The 14208-nt window shown below is 62.9% G+C and carries 12 protein-coding genes; 1 reads left to right on the top strand and 11 read right to left on the bottom strand.

Annotated elements, in window-relative coordinates; all coding sequences use genetic code 11:
• Positions 1-44: 44 nt before the first annotated feature.
• From FDT80_RS17600 to FDT80_RS19120, 10 genes are all read right to left on the bottom strand, one after another.
• The gene (locus FDT80_RS17600; RefSeq protein WP_138663646.1) at positions 45-1019 is read right to left on the bottom strand and encodes a TAXI family TRAP transporter solute-binding subunit; all 975 of its coding nucleotides are present in this window, start codon (positions 1017-1019) and stop codon (positions 45-47) included.
• Positions 1016-2965: a TRAP transporter permease gene (locus FDT80_RS17605; RefSeq protein WP_138663647.1), complete on the bottom strand. Its 1950-nt coding sequence runs from the start codon at positions 2963-2965 to the stop codon at positions 1016-1018. The genes FDT80_RS17600 and FDT80_RS17605 overlap by 4 nt, the downstream gene beginning before the upstream one ends.
• Positions 2958-4151, bottom strand: coding sequence for an ROK family transcriptional regulator (locus FDT80_RS17610; RefSeq protein WP_170311934.1), 1194 nt, complete (start codon positions 4149-4151; stop codon positions 2958-2960). The genes FDT80_RS17605 and FDT80_RS17610 overlap by 8 nt, the downstream gene beginning before the upstream one ends.
• 302 nt (positions 4152-4453) lie before the next feature.
• Positions 4454-5377, bottom strand: coding sequence for a fumarylacetoacetate hydrolase family protein (locus FDT80_RS17615; protein ID WP_138663649.1), 924 nt, complete (start codon positions 5375-5377; stop codon positions 4454-4456).
• A gap of 1 nt (position 5378) precedes the next feature.
• Positions 5379-6173 (bottom strand): cyclase family protein, encoded by a 795-nt coding sequence (locus tag FDT80_RS17620; protein WP_138663650.1) that lies wholly within the window; start codon positions 6171-6173, stop codon positions 5379-5381.
• Positions 6174-6801: 628 nt separating this feature from the next.
• Positions 6802-7272 (bottom strand): cyanase, encoded by a 471-nt coding sequence (gene cynS, locus FDT80_RS17625; RefSeq protein WP_246039993.1) that lies wholly within the window; start codon positions 7270-7272, stop codon positions 6802-6804.
• A gap of 41 nt (positions 7273-7313) precedes the next feature.
• Positions 7314-8219 carry an ABC transporter ATP-binding protein gene (locus tag FDT80_RS17630; protein ID WP_138663651.1) on the bottom strand — a complete coding sequence of 302 codons (906 nt, stop codon included), beginning with the start codon at positions 8217-8219 and terminating at the stop codon, positions 7314-7316.
• A gap of 8 nt (positions 8220-8227) precedes the next feature.
• On the bottom strand, positions 8228-9061 hold the full coding sequence (gene ntrB / locus FDT80_RS17635; RefSeq protein ID WP_138663652.1) for a nitrate ABC transporter permease: 834 nt from the start codon (positions 9059-9061) through the stop codon (positions 8228-8230).
• A gap of 3 nt (positions 9062-9064) precedes the next feature.
• Entirely contained in the window at positions 9065-10456 is a 1392-nt protein-coding gene (locus FDT80_RS17640) for a CmpA/NrtA family ABC transporter substrate-binding protein (protein WP_246039994.1), read from the bottom strand.
• Between the two features lie 224 nt (positions 10457-10680).
• Positions 10681-11094 (bottom strand): hypothetical protein, encoded by a 414-nt coding sequence (locus tag FDT80_RS19120; protein ID WP_246039995.1) that lies wholly within the window; start codon positions 11092-11094, stop codon positions 10681-10683.
• Between FDT80_RS19120 and FDT80_RS17645 the strand changes: the two genes are divergently transcribed.
• Entirely contained in the window at positions 11050-12510 is a 1461-nt protein-coding gene (locus tag FDT80_RS17645) for a sigma-54 interaction domain-containing protein (RefSeq protein ID WP_246039996.1), read from the top strand. The genes FDT80_RS19120 and FDT80_RS17645 overlap by 45 nt on opposite strands.
• Positions 12511-12570: 60 nt before the next feature.
• Here the strand turns inward: FDT80_RS17645 and FDT80_RS17650 are convergent, their stop codons facing one another.
• Complete coding sequence (locus tag FDT80_RS17650; RefSeq protein ID WP_138663679.1) at positions 12571-14205, bottom strand: acyl-CoA synthetase; 1635 nt, start codon at positions 14203-14205, stop codon at positions 12571-12573.
• Positions 14206-14208 lie beyond the last annotated feature (3 nt).

Genomic DNA, 14208 nt, shown 5'->3' on the forward strand with positions numbered 1-14208 from the left:
CCGGGCTGCGTTCCCGGCAACCCGGATGGCGGGCGAATGTGCGGTCAGCCGCCGGTTCTGGCGACGAAGTCTTCGATGCCCGGCACGCCGATTTCGCGGTAGTAGCGCAACGCACCCGGATGCAGGGGCGACCCGAAACCGTTCAGGATCGTGTCGGCGGACATGTTGCCGAATGCAGGGTGGATACCGGCCAGCGTATCCAGGTTCTCCATGATCGCCTTGGTCATCAGATAGACCCGTTCCTCGGGCACGTCGGCCGAAATGACCAAGCCGTTGGCCAGGCCGAATGTCGGCGTGTCCACCGTCACGTCCTCGTAGGTGCCGGCGGGGATGGTCAGCCGGAAGTACGGCGGATATTCGGCGCGCAACGCCTCAAAGAAATCGTCCTCGACCGGGATCAGTTTCATGTCGCGTTGCGCACTCAGCTTGATGACCGGCGGCAGCGGGAACGATCCGTTCCACAGGGCCGCGTCAAGGTTGCCGTCGCTCAGCCCGTCGATCATGTCGCCCAGGCGAATGCGGAAGGGTTCGAAGTCATCCCCCGCGATCATGTTCATCACCACGTTGGCGTCCAGCATGGACACGCCGCCGGGTTGGCCCATGCCGACCCGCTTGCCCTTGAGGTCCTCCATGGTGTTGATCGGCCCGCCATCGAGCGCGATGATGTGCATGGCGACCGGCGCAATCGCCATCCAGGCCATGATCTTGCCCGGCTCGGTCCCGGCATAGTTGCCGGTGGCGGTGTAGGCCTCGTAGGCAGAGAGCGAAGTGGCCATCGACGCTTCCAGCTCGCCGCCCTGCATCAGCGCGATATTGGCGACATAGCCCTTGGTTTCCTCGGCGGTGGCCTCCACGCCGTCGACGTTCTTGTTGATGACATCCGCGATGCCCGCCGACCAGGTGTAGGCGGCGCATCCCACCGGGCAGGACCCGATCGACAGGTAGTCGGCGGCCTGCGCCAGTGCGGGCGCAACGAGCGTCGCGGCTGCGAACAGCGTGTGTCTCAGATTTGGTCTCATTCTCTCTCTCCCTGATGAATGGTCTTTGCCGGATCCTGTCCGGACATCGTTTCGGTGATGTCTTTCGCTGCGGTGCCGCGCCTTGACCAGAACACCAAGGCCGCCATCAAGGCAAAGGCGGCAAGGTCGATCCGCCAGTCCGAGTTCATGAACAAGATGGCGGTGCCCGCGAAAAGCAGCCGTTCCAGAAGGTTCAGGCGGTTGCTGAAATAGCCCAGCATCGCCGCGCTTGCGCAAATGCCCCCCAGGATGGCGGTGACGAAGGACGCGGCGATTTCGGCGTAGGTCACGTCGATCCCGAGAATGGCGGGGTCGTAGACAAAGAAATACGGGACCGCGAATGCGGCCATCCCGAACTGGCAGGCCAGCACCGCGATCTTGAGCGGATTGCCATTGGCGATCGAAGCCGCCGCATAGGCTGCCAGCGCCACCGGGGGCGTGATCGATGAAAGCATCGCCGAATAGAGCACGAAAAGATGCGCCGCCAGCAGGCTGACCCCGAGATCCACAAGGGCAGGGGCCACCAGTGTCGCCACGAGGATATACGCGGCTGCCGTCGGCAACCCCATGCCAAGGACCAGGCAGGTCAGCATGGTCAGAACCAGCGCCAGCGGCAGCGATCCGTTCGACAACAGAACCACGAGGGTCGAAAATTTCAACCCGACCCCCGTCAGCGTGATGATCCCGATGATCACCCCCGCGGCGGCGCAGGCCAGTGCCACGGGAATGACGGCATGCGCGGCGGCGATGCAGGTCTCGACCATGCGCCGTGGTGTCAGGGCGGATGCACGGTTCAGGTAGCTGACCAGCGTCGAGGCGACGATTGCCCAGAAAGACGACAGCATGATCGAATAGCCGTTCAGCAGCATGCTGATGAACACCGGCAGCGGGATCAGGAGATAGGAGCTGCGCAAGATCGATCCCCAGTCCGTCACCGAGCCCGCGTCCCGCAGGATCGGGATCTTTCGGCTGGCCGCTTCGAAATGGACCATCGCCAGCAGCACCGCATAAAAGATCACGGCCGGCAGGAAGGCCGCCTTGGCAATCGTCAGATAGGAGGTCTCGGTGAACTCGGCCATGATGAACGCGGCGGCGCCCATGACCGGCGGCATGAGCTGACCACCGGTCGAGGCGACGGCCTCGATCGCGCCCGCCGCTTCCTTGCGGTAGCCGCTTTTGCGCATCAGCGGGATCGAGATCGGGCCGGTCGTCAGAACATTGGCCACTGCCGTGCCCGAGATCATGCCCATCAGGCTTGATCCCACCACTGCCGCCTTGGCAGGACCACCCCGCATCCGGCCCGTCAGGGCGGTGGCGAAATCCATCAACACCTGTCCCGCGCCGGTTTTTTCCAGCAAGGCGCCCAACACGACCACGCCGGTCACGAATGTTGCGCTGACCCCCAGTGGCGTGCCGAAAATGCCGCCGCCGCCCAGGTATATCTGCGACGCGACCCGTTTCAGGGAATAGCCCCGGTGCGCGATCGGATCGGGCAGGTAGGCCCCGAACAGACCATAGCATATGAACAGGCTGGCCAGGATGACGATCGGCCAGCCGATGGTCCTGCGGCAGGCATCGAACAGCGCCACGACCAGGAAAGCGCCAAAGACGATCTCGTAGGATGTGATCGACCCATAGCGGTCGTTGATCGCATCGAAATTGAACAGCTGATGACCCGTGGCGACCGCGCCACCCGTTGCCGCAGCGATCACCCAGACCCTGCGCATGATGAGCGTCAGTCCGCCGCGCGCCTGCGTCTCGGAGGCGAGCGTCGATTGAAAGGCCATGGCAAAGACCATGATCATCACCAGCAGCAGATGCGCACTGCGTTGCAGCCCATCCGGGAAGACGCCGAAGAATGCAGTATAAAGCGTCAAGGCGACCAGTGCGACCGCGCAGGCGGCTATGACCAGGGGAAGCAGCCTCGACCGCAGCGCGTTACCCATAAGTTTCACCCTGAGATTGCTCGGCGACGCGGGCAAAGCGATCGTAGTCAAGCCGGTCGGAGTAGCACAGGGAATGCAACGCAAGCAAAGCGGCCGCTTCAACCGATGATATCGTCCCTCTGACCAACCTGAAGGAGGTCTTTGGGTTGTGATCGAACTGCGTCGCCAATGTTGTCTTGACGGACCGGTAGTAGTCCTTGTTTGCACCCAGGTATCCGCTCAGGACAATCATCGTGGGCCTGAGCAGATTGCCGATGCAGTCCAGCGCGGGCGCGAGCTGTGCGCCGGCCTCTGCCACCAGGTCGGCCGCAGTTTCGTCTTCGAGCGCGGCCAGAAGCGAATCCGCATAGAATGTCAGTTTCGACGTATCGAAGGTGAGGTGGTCCAGTTGTCCCATCCGCGACAGGATGCCGAAACCGGCGGCAGACAGGTTGAGGCAGTCGCGTCGCCCACAGGTGCAGATCAGCGGCCGTTCGTCGGATCGGAAATGCCCCAGGCGACCGGATACGTTGGTATCGCCTCGCACCAGCCTGTGGCCGGAGACGATGCCGGCACCGACAAATGTTGCGACATGGATCAGCGTGAAATCGGCAACGTCCCGCGCGGCGCCAAACCGCATTTCAGCGATTGCCAGTGCGTTGCTGATGTTTTCGATTTCGACGGGCAGGTGGATGATCTGCTGGATTTCCCGGCAGAACTGCCCTTGGTCGTTCGCCCAGCCAAAATACTCCGACGCGACGATCTCTCCGCGTTCCGGGGCCGTGATGGCCGACAGCGCCACGCCCACGCCCACGATGAGATCGACGTTCACACCGGACGAAACGATCAGATCGCGCAGGGCCTTCGCATAGAACTGGGCGGCTTCGGAAACGCTGTCGAGCGAGACATTCTCAAGCCGGTCGCTGGCACAAAGCCGGCCGTCCGCGTCGCAGATCGATACCTCGGAGTGATAGGCCGACACGGTAATGCCAACGGCAAACAACCCGTCCTTTCTGATCCGCAGGCCGGTCTTGGGCCTGCCGATGTGTTTCTTGGCGGCTTTGCCCTTGGCGTTGGATTCCTCGATTATATTGGCAGTCAGCAGCTCTCTGACGATGCGGGTCGCGGCCATTTCGGAAAAGCCGCACATACGCGCAAGCTCGGCTCTTGAGATGCCCGGTTCCGACTGGATGCGCGACAGGATCATGCCGCGGTGCGTTTTCCGCAGGCTGGCAGGGGTCGCGCTGGAGTTTGAGTTAATAACCATCTGTTAGTTAATAAATGGTATCGCATGAGTCGCGCAAGCCTTTTGTTGGCCTGGCGAACAGGGCACTGCTGCGCCTTCAACTTCGCCGGGCGGTCTGAACCATGAGGTCTAGAGGGCCCGCGTCTTCCTCTCTTGCACGCTCCGCCGGCACGCTCGGGACAGCCGGGGGCCACGGGCGGTCGTCACAAGACCGAAGTCCGACGTTGCATGCTCCGCCGCCGGGCGCAGTCGCGATCGGTCGATCAGGACTGGTCGCGGTCCTGCCGGCTGACTTCGGCCCGTTTGACGATACGGTTGCTCAATGTTCCGATGCCCTCGATCGTCAGGTCCATCCTGTCGCCGTCGTCGAGGTATCGACCCAGTTCCAGCCCGCAGCCGGTGCCGACGGTCCCGGATCCGATGACCTCACCGGGATGCAGCGTTTCGCTGGCCGATACATGGGCGATGATCCGGGCGAAATCGTGGTGCATGTCACGGGAATTGCCACCGCCCCAAAGCGTACCGTTCACCGACACCCGCATATCCAGCGCCGCCGGGTGTGGCACCTCGTCCGCGGTCAGGATGAAGGGGCCAAGGATGTTGCCGGTGTCGAAATCCTTGCCCTTGGCGGGGCCAAGCTGCCCGGCCATTTCGGCCATCTGCGCATCGCGCGCGGTCATGTCGTTGAAGATCGTGTAGCCGAAGATGTGATCCGGTGCCCGCGCCTCGCTGATGTCGCGGCCGCCCTTGCCGATCACCACGGCCAGTTCCAGTTCGAGGTCCATCATCCGGCTGTAGCCGGGCCAGATCACGTCCTGACCGTGACCGATCACCGAAAACCGGTTGGATTTGTAATAGATCGGCTGCTCGTACCAGACCGGGGGAATGTCGAAGGCGCGGCCCGTCAACTTGCGAGCCTGCGCAAAGGCGTTCAGCAGATGCGCCTCGAAAGCAAGGCAGTCGCGCAGCTGCGCCGGTTGCAGCGGGGCGCGGAACTCTGCCGAGGCGATGTCGATCCGGGGGGCCTGTGCCATCGCCGCGCGGGCGGCGTCAAGCGCGGCACCGCCGCCGTCGATCACCGCCATCATGTCTGCAAATCCGCAGGCCCCGGTCAGATCGACCAGACCGTCCCTTGTCGCGGCGACCACGATCTGCCGTCCGTCGCGAACCACCGTGCCCAGCCGCATCTCAAGCCTCTTCGATGATGGCGACAGCGCGGGTGAAGCCGGCGGAGGCGCGTTTGATCTTGTAGGGAAAGCACGAAATTTCGAAGCCGTGATCGGGCAGCCGGTCGAGGTTGGCGAGCTTTTCCATGTGGCAATAGCCGATTTCGATCGATGCGCGGTGCCCCTCCCAGATGATCGACGGATCGTGATCGCGCGCCCATCGCGCCGCGGTCAGCGAGAACGGCGCGTCCCAGGACCACGCGTCCGTGCCCGTGACCCGCACGCCGCGCTCCAGCAGCCAAAGCGTCGCGTCTAGGCCCATGCCGCATCCGCGGTGGATGTAATCGTCCTGCCCGTAATGCGCGGCGGCGCAGGTATTGACCACCACGATGTCAAGCGGCGCGATGTCGTGGCCGATGCGTTTCAGCTCGGCTTCGACGTCGCCGGGCGTCGCGACATAGCCATCTGGAAAATGCCGGAAATCCAGTTTGACGCCGTTCGAAAAACACCATTCCAGCGGCACCTCATCGATGGTGGCGGCGGGCTCGCCACCCTCGGTCAAGGCGCGGTTCATCGTCGAATGATGGTGGTAGGGCGCATCAAGATGGGTGCCGTTATGAGTCGCGATCCGAAGCCTTTCGATGGCCCAGCCTTCGCCGTCGGGCAGTTGATCGCGGCGCAGGCCCGGAAAGAACGAGGCCACCTGATCGCCGGTCTGACGATGGTCGAGGTATTCGATGTCGGGTTGGATCATTGGCGGGTCGGATATCAGGTCTGCATCCAGCGCGACGGAGATGTCGATGAATTGGCGGGGCATGTCACGCCTTCCTTTCGGTGGTGTTCGGGGTGGGGGCCGCCCGCAGGCGGCGCGCGCCCTCACGGGCGTGGGCGCACCGCGTGCCCCGATGGCCGATCGGCTGCTGGCCCATCCCCCGCGCGGTCAGCGTCATCGCGGCATGCCCGCCGCGCAGCGGGCGGGATCCGGACCGTGCGGGGCCGCGCGCGGCCCCCTGTCCGGATGCGTCAGCGGCGGGCTGGCTGTCTTGCGACAGATCGCCGGCAGAGTGAAAAAGCGGGGGTCGGCGGGCATCGGGTCACAATCGGTTTTGGAGGGTAGGATAAGATACCGATTAGTAACTTGAACACAGCCGATTGTGCAAGGGCAACGCGGGGTTGCTGTCGCCGGTCTGGCCGATCGGGCCTGAGACGGGCGGAGCGGTGAAATAGCTTGTCGTAATGGCGCAGCGCAGGCCGTTTCTCTGCGCAAAGCCCCCGTCGAGAGCAATTTGCGCGGCGCTCAGCCTGCCGGCGACGCGCCGCCGCGTTTGTGCCGGGCGGTCGCAGCCCAGGTGCACGGGTCGCGTCGTCCACCGGCGGCGGGTGGCGTCAATCGGTGCTCAAAGGGGCATGCGCGCCAGCAACCCGGCGCGCATGAGATCGCTGACCTACCAGGAATTGTACCCAAGGTACTTCCCCGACATCTCGATCTTGACGCGGTCGCCCTTGGGATGTTCGACGCGTGTGATCTGCATGTCGAAATCGATCGCCGACATGATCCCGTCGCCGAATTTTTCCTGGATGATCGCCTTGATCGTCGGTCCGTACACGCCCACGATCTCGTAGAGGCGGTAAATGCACGGGTCTGTCGGTACGGCCTGCTCCCAGATTTTCGTCGGGCTTTCCGCCAGCACAAGCGCGGCCTCCTGCGGCAGGCCCATCACACTCGACAGGGCCTCGGCCTTGTCCTTGGGCATCGCGTTCATGCCCATCGCGGCGGAATGGGTCCAGACCGGCGACATGTCGATTTTCGCGGCGATGTCCTCCCAGGTCATGCCAGAACTGCGTTTGGCGGACAGGATCATCGCGGTGACATCTTCCTTGGTCATCATGTCGGTCATCTCAACGGCATCTTTCATTGGTGGTCTTACCTCTCGGTCTTGGATGTGTGCGCAGGTAATCAGGTGTTCACGGCGCGCAGGTTTCGGGGGGTATCGGGATCGCCTGTCCCGGAAGGTTGGGTCGTGTCGATCCTGATGGTCTGGGGGGCGTTCGACCGGTCATCGTTCTGGCCCGCCAGTTCTTTCGAGCGTTCGGCCAAAAAGTGCACCAGGTGATTTCGGATCGCGTAGTAATTCGGGTGCTCGACGATCTGGCTGCGGACACGGGGCCGTGGAATGGTGATTTCAACCGATTCCGCCACGCGCGCATAGGGGCCGTTGGTCATCAGCAGGATGCGGTCGGCCAGCAGAATAGCCTCGTCGATGTCATGGGTGATCATGAACACCGTCTGCTCCGTGCCGCTCCAGATCTTGAGCAGCTCATCCTGAATGGTGCCCCGCGTCAGGGCATCCAGCGCCCCGAACGGTTCGTCGAGCAGCAGCAGCTCGGGGTGATTGGCAAAGGCCCGCGCGATGGACACACGCTGGCGCATGCCGCCCGACAACTGGCTTGGTTTGCGGTAAACCACGTCCCCTTCCAGCCCGACCAGCGCGAGGAATGTCTTGGAGTGATCGATCACCTGCTGCCGGGACCAGTCGGGATGGCGTGCCGACACGCCGAAAGTCACGTTTTTCAACGTCGATAGCCACGGCAGCAGGGAATAGTTCTGAAACACCACGCCGCGGTCCAGGCTGGGCCCCGACACTTCGTAGCCGTTCATCTTGACCACGCCGCTGGTTGGGTCGGCCAGTCCCGCCAGGATGTTCATGATCGTGGATTTGCCGCAGCCGGAGTGGCCGAGGATGACGACGAACTCACCCTTTTCCACGCCGAATGTGGCGTTTTCAAACACGGTCATCTGACCGCCCTGACCGTCAGGATAGACTTGGGTCAGGTTCTCGATGCTGAGGAAAGGTTTGGGCATGACTGCTCCTATTCAACGTAGGACACGGCGCGCTGGAGCAGGCCAAAGGCCGAATCCAGAGCCATGCCGACGACGCCGATCATGAAGATTGAAAAGATGACTGAGGTAAGATCGAGGTTGTTCCACTCGTTCCACACGTAATAGCCGATCCCGGTTCCCCCAACGAGCATCTCGGCGGCGACGATCACCAGCCACGCGATCCCGATGGAAATGCGCATGCCGGTCACGATGGTGGGCGCCGCGGCCGGCAGGATGACCAGAAAGGCCGTGCGCAAGTGGCCCAGTTCATGGGTTCTGGCGACATTCACCCAGTCCGACCTGACCGCCGCCACGCCAAAGGCGGTGTTGAGCAGCATCGGCCAGATCGAACAGATGAAGATCACGAATATCGCGGAGGCCTCGCTGTCCTGGATGATGAAAAGCGCCAGCGGCATCCACGCCAGCGGCGAGATGGGCCGCAGAACCTGGATGAACGGGTTCAGCGCCTTGTACGCGACCGGCGACATGCCGATGAGAAAGCCCAGCGGAATAGCCAGCGCCGCGGCGAGGATGTATCCCGACAGCACCCGGTAGATCGAGTACCCGATCTGGATCCCGATGCCCTTGTCGTTGGGGCCCGCGTCGTAGAACGGATTGGAGAGCTGCTCCCAGGCCTTGGCGATCACCTGGCTCGGGGGCGGCACACCGGCTTTGGGCTGACCGCCCCCGGTCAGTCTTTCGTATTCCGTCAACTCGCCGACCGCTTTCTGCGCCGGGATGGAAAGCTCCCATACAAGGAGCCCCACCACCAGCATCAGGATGGACAGGATCGCCGCGCGTTGGTTGAGTGACAACCGTTCCATGGGTCAGCCCTTTCCTATCGCAAAGCTTTTCACGTAGTCTTCGGGCGTTGCCGGATCGAAGGTCTTGCCCATGATCGTGTGCGACTTGTAGGTGACGTCGGGCGCGTCGTAGCCCAAGTCTTCCATCACCTTCTTGGCGTCCGCGGCAAGGTACACCTGCTCGGCCACGCTCTTGTAATCCACATCCCCCTCGATATAGCCCCACCGCTTCATCTGGGTCAGGATCCACACCCCCATGGAGTGCCAGGGGAAGGGATCGAAATCGATCCGGTCGGGCACCTGCTTCACTTCGCCCAACCCGTCCGCATAGGTCCCGGTCAGGACCTGTTCGATCACGGTCACCGGCTGGTTCAGGTAGTTGGTCGGCGCGATGGCTTCCGAGATTTCCTTGCGGTTTTCGGCCTTGGAGGCGTATTGCGTCGCGTCGATGATCGACTTGAGCAGCGCGCCGTAGGTGTTGGGCAATTCGGTCGCAAAGCTCAGGGGCGCGGCGAATGCGCAGCACGGGTGGCCCTCCCAGATCTCCTTGGTCAGGATGTGCAGGAAGCCGATGCCCTCGTAGACCGCGCGCTGGTTGAAGGGATCGGGCGACAGATACCCGTCGAGGTTCCCGGCGCGCAGGTTCGCGACCATCTCGGGCGGCGGCACGACGCGGATCTGGATATCGACATCCGGGTCCAGGCCGAATTCGGCCACGTAGTAGCGCAACAGGAAGTTGTGCATCGAATATTCGAACGGCACGCCGAAGGTGAAGCCTTTCCACTGCTTGGGGTCGCGCTTGTCCAGATGCTCGTTCGACAGGACGATGGCCTGACCGTTGATGTTCTCGACGGCGGGCATGATGTAGGGCTCGGCGACCGATCCCGCACCCAGCGTCATCGCCAGCGGCATCGGTGTCAGCATGTGACTGGCGTCGTATTCGCCCGCCAGCGACTTGTCTCGGGCCACGGCCCAGCCAGCAGTCTTGATGACCTGTGCATTCAGGCCGTAGCGTTCGTAAAAGCCGAGCGGCTGCGCCATGATGATCGGCGTGGCGCAGGTGATCGGAACGAAGCCGATGTTCAGGTCGGTCTTTTCGGGCGGCCCAAGATTGTCGAGGATCGCCGCCTTGGCCGCGTCCATGGGAAAGACCGACGCCAGCGCCGCGGCCACCGTGGTTCCGCCCATCATGCCCATGAACGACCGGCGCCCGATGTCGCTGTGGCCGAAAACCGACCGGACGATCGCGCTTTCGACGGCGCGTTCCAGCATGCCTTCGCGTGTGGCCAGGTCCGGGCCGGCGGCGGATGTGGCATGCGTGCCGCCGCCCGCGCAAGACGAACATCCACATTCCGCGCCATGGCGCAGGTCGGTTTTTTCGGAATAGGGATTACCCAAGCTTTTCGACGACATCATCCATCTCCTGTTGTGCTTGCCGCCAATGGTGTGGCAGCGAGCCGTCAGAGGAAAGAGGGAAGTGAAAAATCTTCGTCAATGTTAACTATCTGTAATTATGAGATAAAGTGAACTCGCCTTTGAGAAAATATTACGATATTTCGTAACTTACGATATTTCGTATTGAAGTCTGAGCCTTCGACAGACACTCTGACCCCATGGGTGCGGCATCGATAAACACCGATTCACTGATTGGGCTGAACGTTGCGCCGGCGCTGATCCTCGATCTTGAGCATGACAGGATCACGGCGGCCAACCCGCAAGCCGTGCATCTGTTCCAGGCGCCCGCGCTGGATGGTCGGCCCTTCGTCCCTTTCCTCGACGACGCGCTTCAGGGCATGCTGCTTTTTCTTGAGGAAATCCTGTACCGGGGCACCGCCTGGACGCGCAGCGTGGATCTCAGGACGGCAGGCGGCCAGTCTTTGCACTGCGAAATCAGGGGCGCAAAGCTGTCTGAGCGCGAAGACAGGGTCATGCTTGTCTTTCTCGACCTCGATCAGCTCGACCGTCGGGCGCGGCGGATGGAAGATGCGAAGATACAACGCGGCGGCCTGATGGAGTGGCAGCGCGCGCAGGTGTTTTTCTCCGAACTCGAACATCAGAATCAATTGATCCTGAACGCCGCCGGAGAGGGGATCTATGGCGTGAACGCGGATGGCAAGACCACGTTCGTCAACCGGGCGGCCCAGGAAATGCTGGGATGGACCGTCGACGATCTGCTCGGGCGCGACATCCATTCCATGATCCATCACCATCACCTGAACGGCGATCACTACCCCTCGCACGATTGCCCGATCTATCAATCCTTCCGCCACGAGGAAGTCAGCCGCATCGAGGACGAGGTGTTCTGGCGCAAGGACGGCAAACCCATCCGGGTCGAATACGTGTCCACGCCGATCTACGACCACGCCCAGCTTGCCGGGGCCGTCGTGATCTTTCGCGATATCACGGAACGCAAGGAAAACGAACGGCGTCTGCGCGAAGCGATGGACGAGGTTGCCGCGCTGCGCGACCAGCTTGAACAGGAGAACACCTATCTTCAGGAGGCGATCAGCATCGAGCGGGCCCATCACGACATCGTTGGCGGGTCTCCGGCGACGCGCGCCCTGCTGGCGCGGGTTGAACTGGTGTCCCGGACGTCGGCCAACATCCTGATCACCGGAGAGCCGGGCACCGGAAAGTCGCTTGTGGCCTCGGCGATCCATAAAGACAGCGATCTGCGGCGCAGGCCGCTCATTCACTTCCAATGCGGTTCCGTCACCCACGACATGACCGAAGTCGAGCTTTTCGGGCATGTCCGCGGCGCCAACGCCAATGCCCGCCAGGACAAGGCGGGCGCGTTGGAGCTGGCAAATGGCGGCACGCTGTTTCTGGACGAGGTGACGGAGATCCCCCTGGAGGTTCAGGGCAAGCTGCTGACCGCGTTGCAGTCTCACGAGGTCAGCCGCCTTGGCGACACCCGGTCGCGCGACGTCAACGTGCGTGTCATCGCCTCGACCAGCCGCAATCTGGAGCGCGAAGTGCAGGCGGGCCGCTTCCGGCAGGACCTGTTCTTCTACCTGTCGGTGTTCCCCATACACTGCACCCCGCTGCGCGATCGTCCCGACGACATCCCGCCGCTTTGCGCGCATTTGCTCGGCCTGGCCTGCAAGCGCCTGAACCGCGCGCCCCCGTCCATCACCGAAGGCACGATACGGCGCCTCAAGAAATACGACTGGCCGGGAAATGTGCGTGAACTGGCCAACGTGATCGAACGCGGCGCCATCGTCTCGACCGTCGACAAGCTCAAGGTTGAAATCAATGTCGCCCCCGTCGCCAGCAACCGCAGCCGCAGCACGCTGCTGACCCAAGCGGACATTGACGGCATCATGATCGCGAACCTCATCGCCTGCCTGCGCGAAACCGGCGGCAAGGTCGCGGGAGAAGATGGCGCCGCCGCGCTTCTCGGCATTCAGGCGACCACGCTGTATTCGCGGATCAAGAAGCTGGGGCTGACCTCGGCGGACTGGGCATAGCGACCGGCGGCGCAGGACCCTTCGGGGGTGGATCGCTGCGCCAGCCTGGGCCCGGCGCCGTCAGCCCGCGAATGCGCGCGCCTGTTCGCGCAGGGCGAATTTCTGGATCTTGCCGGTCGATGTCCTGGGGATCTGCATGAACACGAAATGACCGGGGACCTTGTAGTGCGCCAGATGCTCCCGGCACCAGTCGCGCAGCATGTTCGCATCCGCCTGCACACCGACGGCAAGTTCGACAAAGGCGCAAGGCGCTTCGCCCCATTTATCATGGGGCATGGCTACGACCGCCGCGACCTCCACGGCGCGATGCCGGTAAAGCACCTCTTCCACCTCGATGGAGGAAATATTCTCTCCGCCGGAGATGATGATGTCTTTCGATCGGTCCTTGAGCTGGATGTAGCCGTCGGGATGCATCACGCCAAGGTCGCCGGAGTGAAACCAGCCGCCCGCAAAGGCCTCCTGCGTCGCCTTGGGATTGCGGAAATAGCCTTTCATCACGACGTTTCCGCGAAACATGACCTCGCCCATCGTCGTGCCGTCGCGCGGCACCGGGCGCATCGTTTCGGGGTCGAGCACGTCAAGTTGTTCCAGTGGCAGATAGCGCACGCCCTGCCGGGATTTCAGCGTGGCCTGCGCGGCGGGCGCCAGATCGGACCAGCTTTCGTGCCAGTCGTTGACGACGGCGGGGCCATAGGTTTCGGTCAGCCCGTAGAGATGGGTGACGTCAAAGCCCGCGGCCTTCATGTCCGCCAGAAGCTTTTCGGGCGGTGGCGCGGCCGCGGTAAAGACCTGCACGCTGCGGTCGAGGTCGCGTTTGACGGCAGCGGGCGCCGAGATCATCAGCGACATCACGATCGGCGCACCGCACAGGTGGGTCACGCCTTCGTCTGCCAGCGCGTTCCAGATCGGTTCGGCCCGCACCTGGCGCAGGCAGACATGGGTGCCGACGATCGCGGACAGCGTCCAGGGAAAACACCATCCGTTGCAGTGAAACATCGGCAGCGTCCAAAGGTACACGGCATGTTTGCGCATCGACGTCGTCAGCGCGTTGCCCTGCGCCAGCAGGTACGCGCCACGGTGATGCGACACGACGCCCTTGGGGTCGCCAGTGGTGCCGGAGGTGTAGTTGATCGAAATCGCGTCCCATTCATCCTCGGGCATGAGCCAGGCGAAATCAGGGTCGCCCCCGGACAGGAACGCCTCGTAGTCGGGCGCGCTGCGGCCTGTGTCGGGTCCGGTGAATTCAGGATCATCGTATTGGATGACAAGGGGGGCGACACTGACACGCGCCAGCGCCTCGTCCAACACGGGCATGAATTCCCGATCCACGATCACGATCCTCGACCGCGCATGATCGAGCTGGAACGCGATGGTCTTGGCATCCAGGCGGGTGTTGATCGAATGCAGGACCGCGCCGCACATCGGCACGCCGTAATGACACTCCAGCATCGCGGGCGTGTTCGCCAGCAGCGCGGACACCGTGTCGCCGCGTCCGATGCCTGCTTGCGTCAGGGCGGAGCCAAGCTGTCGCGACCGGCGGTAGAAATCGGCGTAGCGGCGGCGCATCGCGCCATGCACGATCGCGATGTGGTCTGGAAAGACGCTGGCCGCCCGTTCGAGGAAGGTCAGCGGCGTCAGGGGCTGAAAATTCGCGGGGGTGCGATCCAGCCCGGTGTTGTAGGGGTTCGTCTCCATCGG

Source organism: Sulfitobacter sabulilitoris (genome assembly GCF_005887615.1).
Taxonomy (GTDB): Bacteria; Pseudomonadota; Alphaproteobacteria; order Rhodobacterales; family Rhodobacteraceae; genus Sulfitobacter_E; species Sulfitobacter_E sabulilitoris.

What these genes read in the sequence shown, in the direction of transcription:
- FDT80_RS17600 (WP_138663646.1), bottom strand. Translation starts at nt 1,019, where the DNA reads ATGAGACCAAATCTGAGACACACGCTGTTCGCAGCCGCGACGCTCGTT.
- FDT80_RS17605 (WP_138663647.1), bottom strand. Translation starts at nt 2,965, where the DNA reads ATGGGTAACGCGCTGCGGTCGAGGCTGCTTCCCCTGGTCATAGCCGCC.
- FDT80_RS17610 (WP_170311934.1), bottom strand. Translation starts at nt 4,151, where the DNA reads ATGATCCTGTCGCGCATCCAGTCGGAACCGGGCATCTCAAGAGCCGAG.
- FDT80_RS17615 (WP_138663649.1), bottom strand. Translation starts at nt 5,377, where the DNA reads ATGCGGCTGGGCACGGTGGTTCGCGACGGACGGCAGATCGTGGTCGCC.
- FDT80_RS17620 (WP_138663650.1), bottom strand. Translation starts at nt 6,173, where the DNA reads ATGCCCCGCCAATTCATCGACATCTCCGTCGCGCTGGATGCAGACCTG.
- cynS (WP_246039993.1), bottom strand. Translation starts at nt 7,272, where the DNA reads ATGAAAGATGCCGTTGAGATGACCGACATGATGACCAAGGAAGATGTC.
- FDT80_RS17630 (WP_138663651.1), bottom strand. Translation starts at nt 8,219, where the DNA reads ATGCCCAAACCTTTCCTCAGCATCGAGAACCTGACCCAAGTCTATCCT.
- ntrB (WP_138663652.1), bottom strand. Translation starts at nt 9,061, where the DNA reads ATGGAACGGTTGTCACTCAACCAACGCGCGGCGATCCTGTCCATCCTG.
- FDT80_RS17640 (WP_246039994.1), bottom strand. Translation starts at nt 10,456, where the DNA reads ATGATGTCGTCGAAAAGCTTGGGTAATCCCTATTCCGAAAAAACCGAC.
- FDT80_RS17645 (WP_246039996.1), top strand. Translation starts at nt 11,050, where the DNA reads ATGGAGTGGCAGCGCGCGCAGGTGTTTTTCTCCGAACTCGAACATCAG.
- FDT80_RS19120 (WP_246039995.1), bottom strand. Translation starts at nt 11,094, where the DNA reads ATGTTCGAGTTCGGAGAAAAACACCTGCGCGCGCTGCCACTCCATCAG.
- FDT80_RS17650 (WP_138663679.1), bottom strand. Translation starts at nt 14,205, where the DNA reads ATGGAGACGAACCCCTACAACACCGGGCTGGATCGCACCCCCGCGAAT.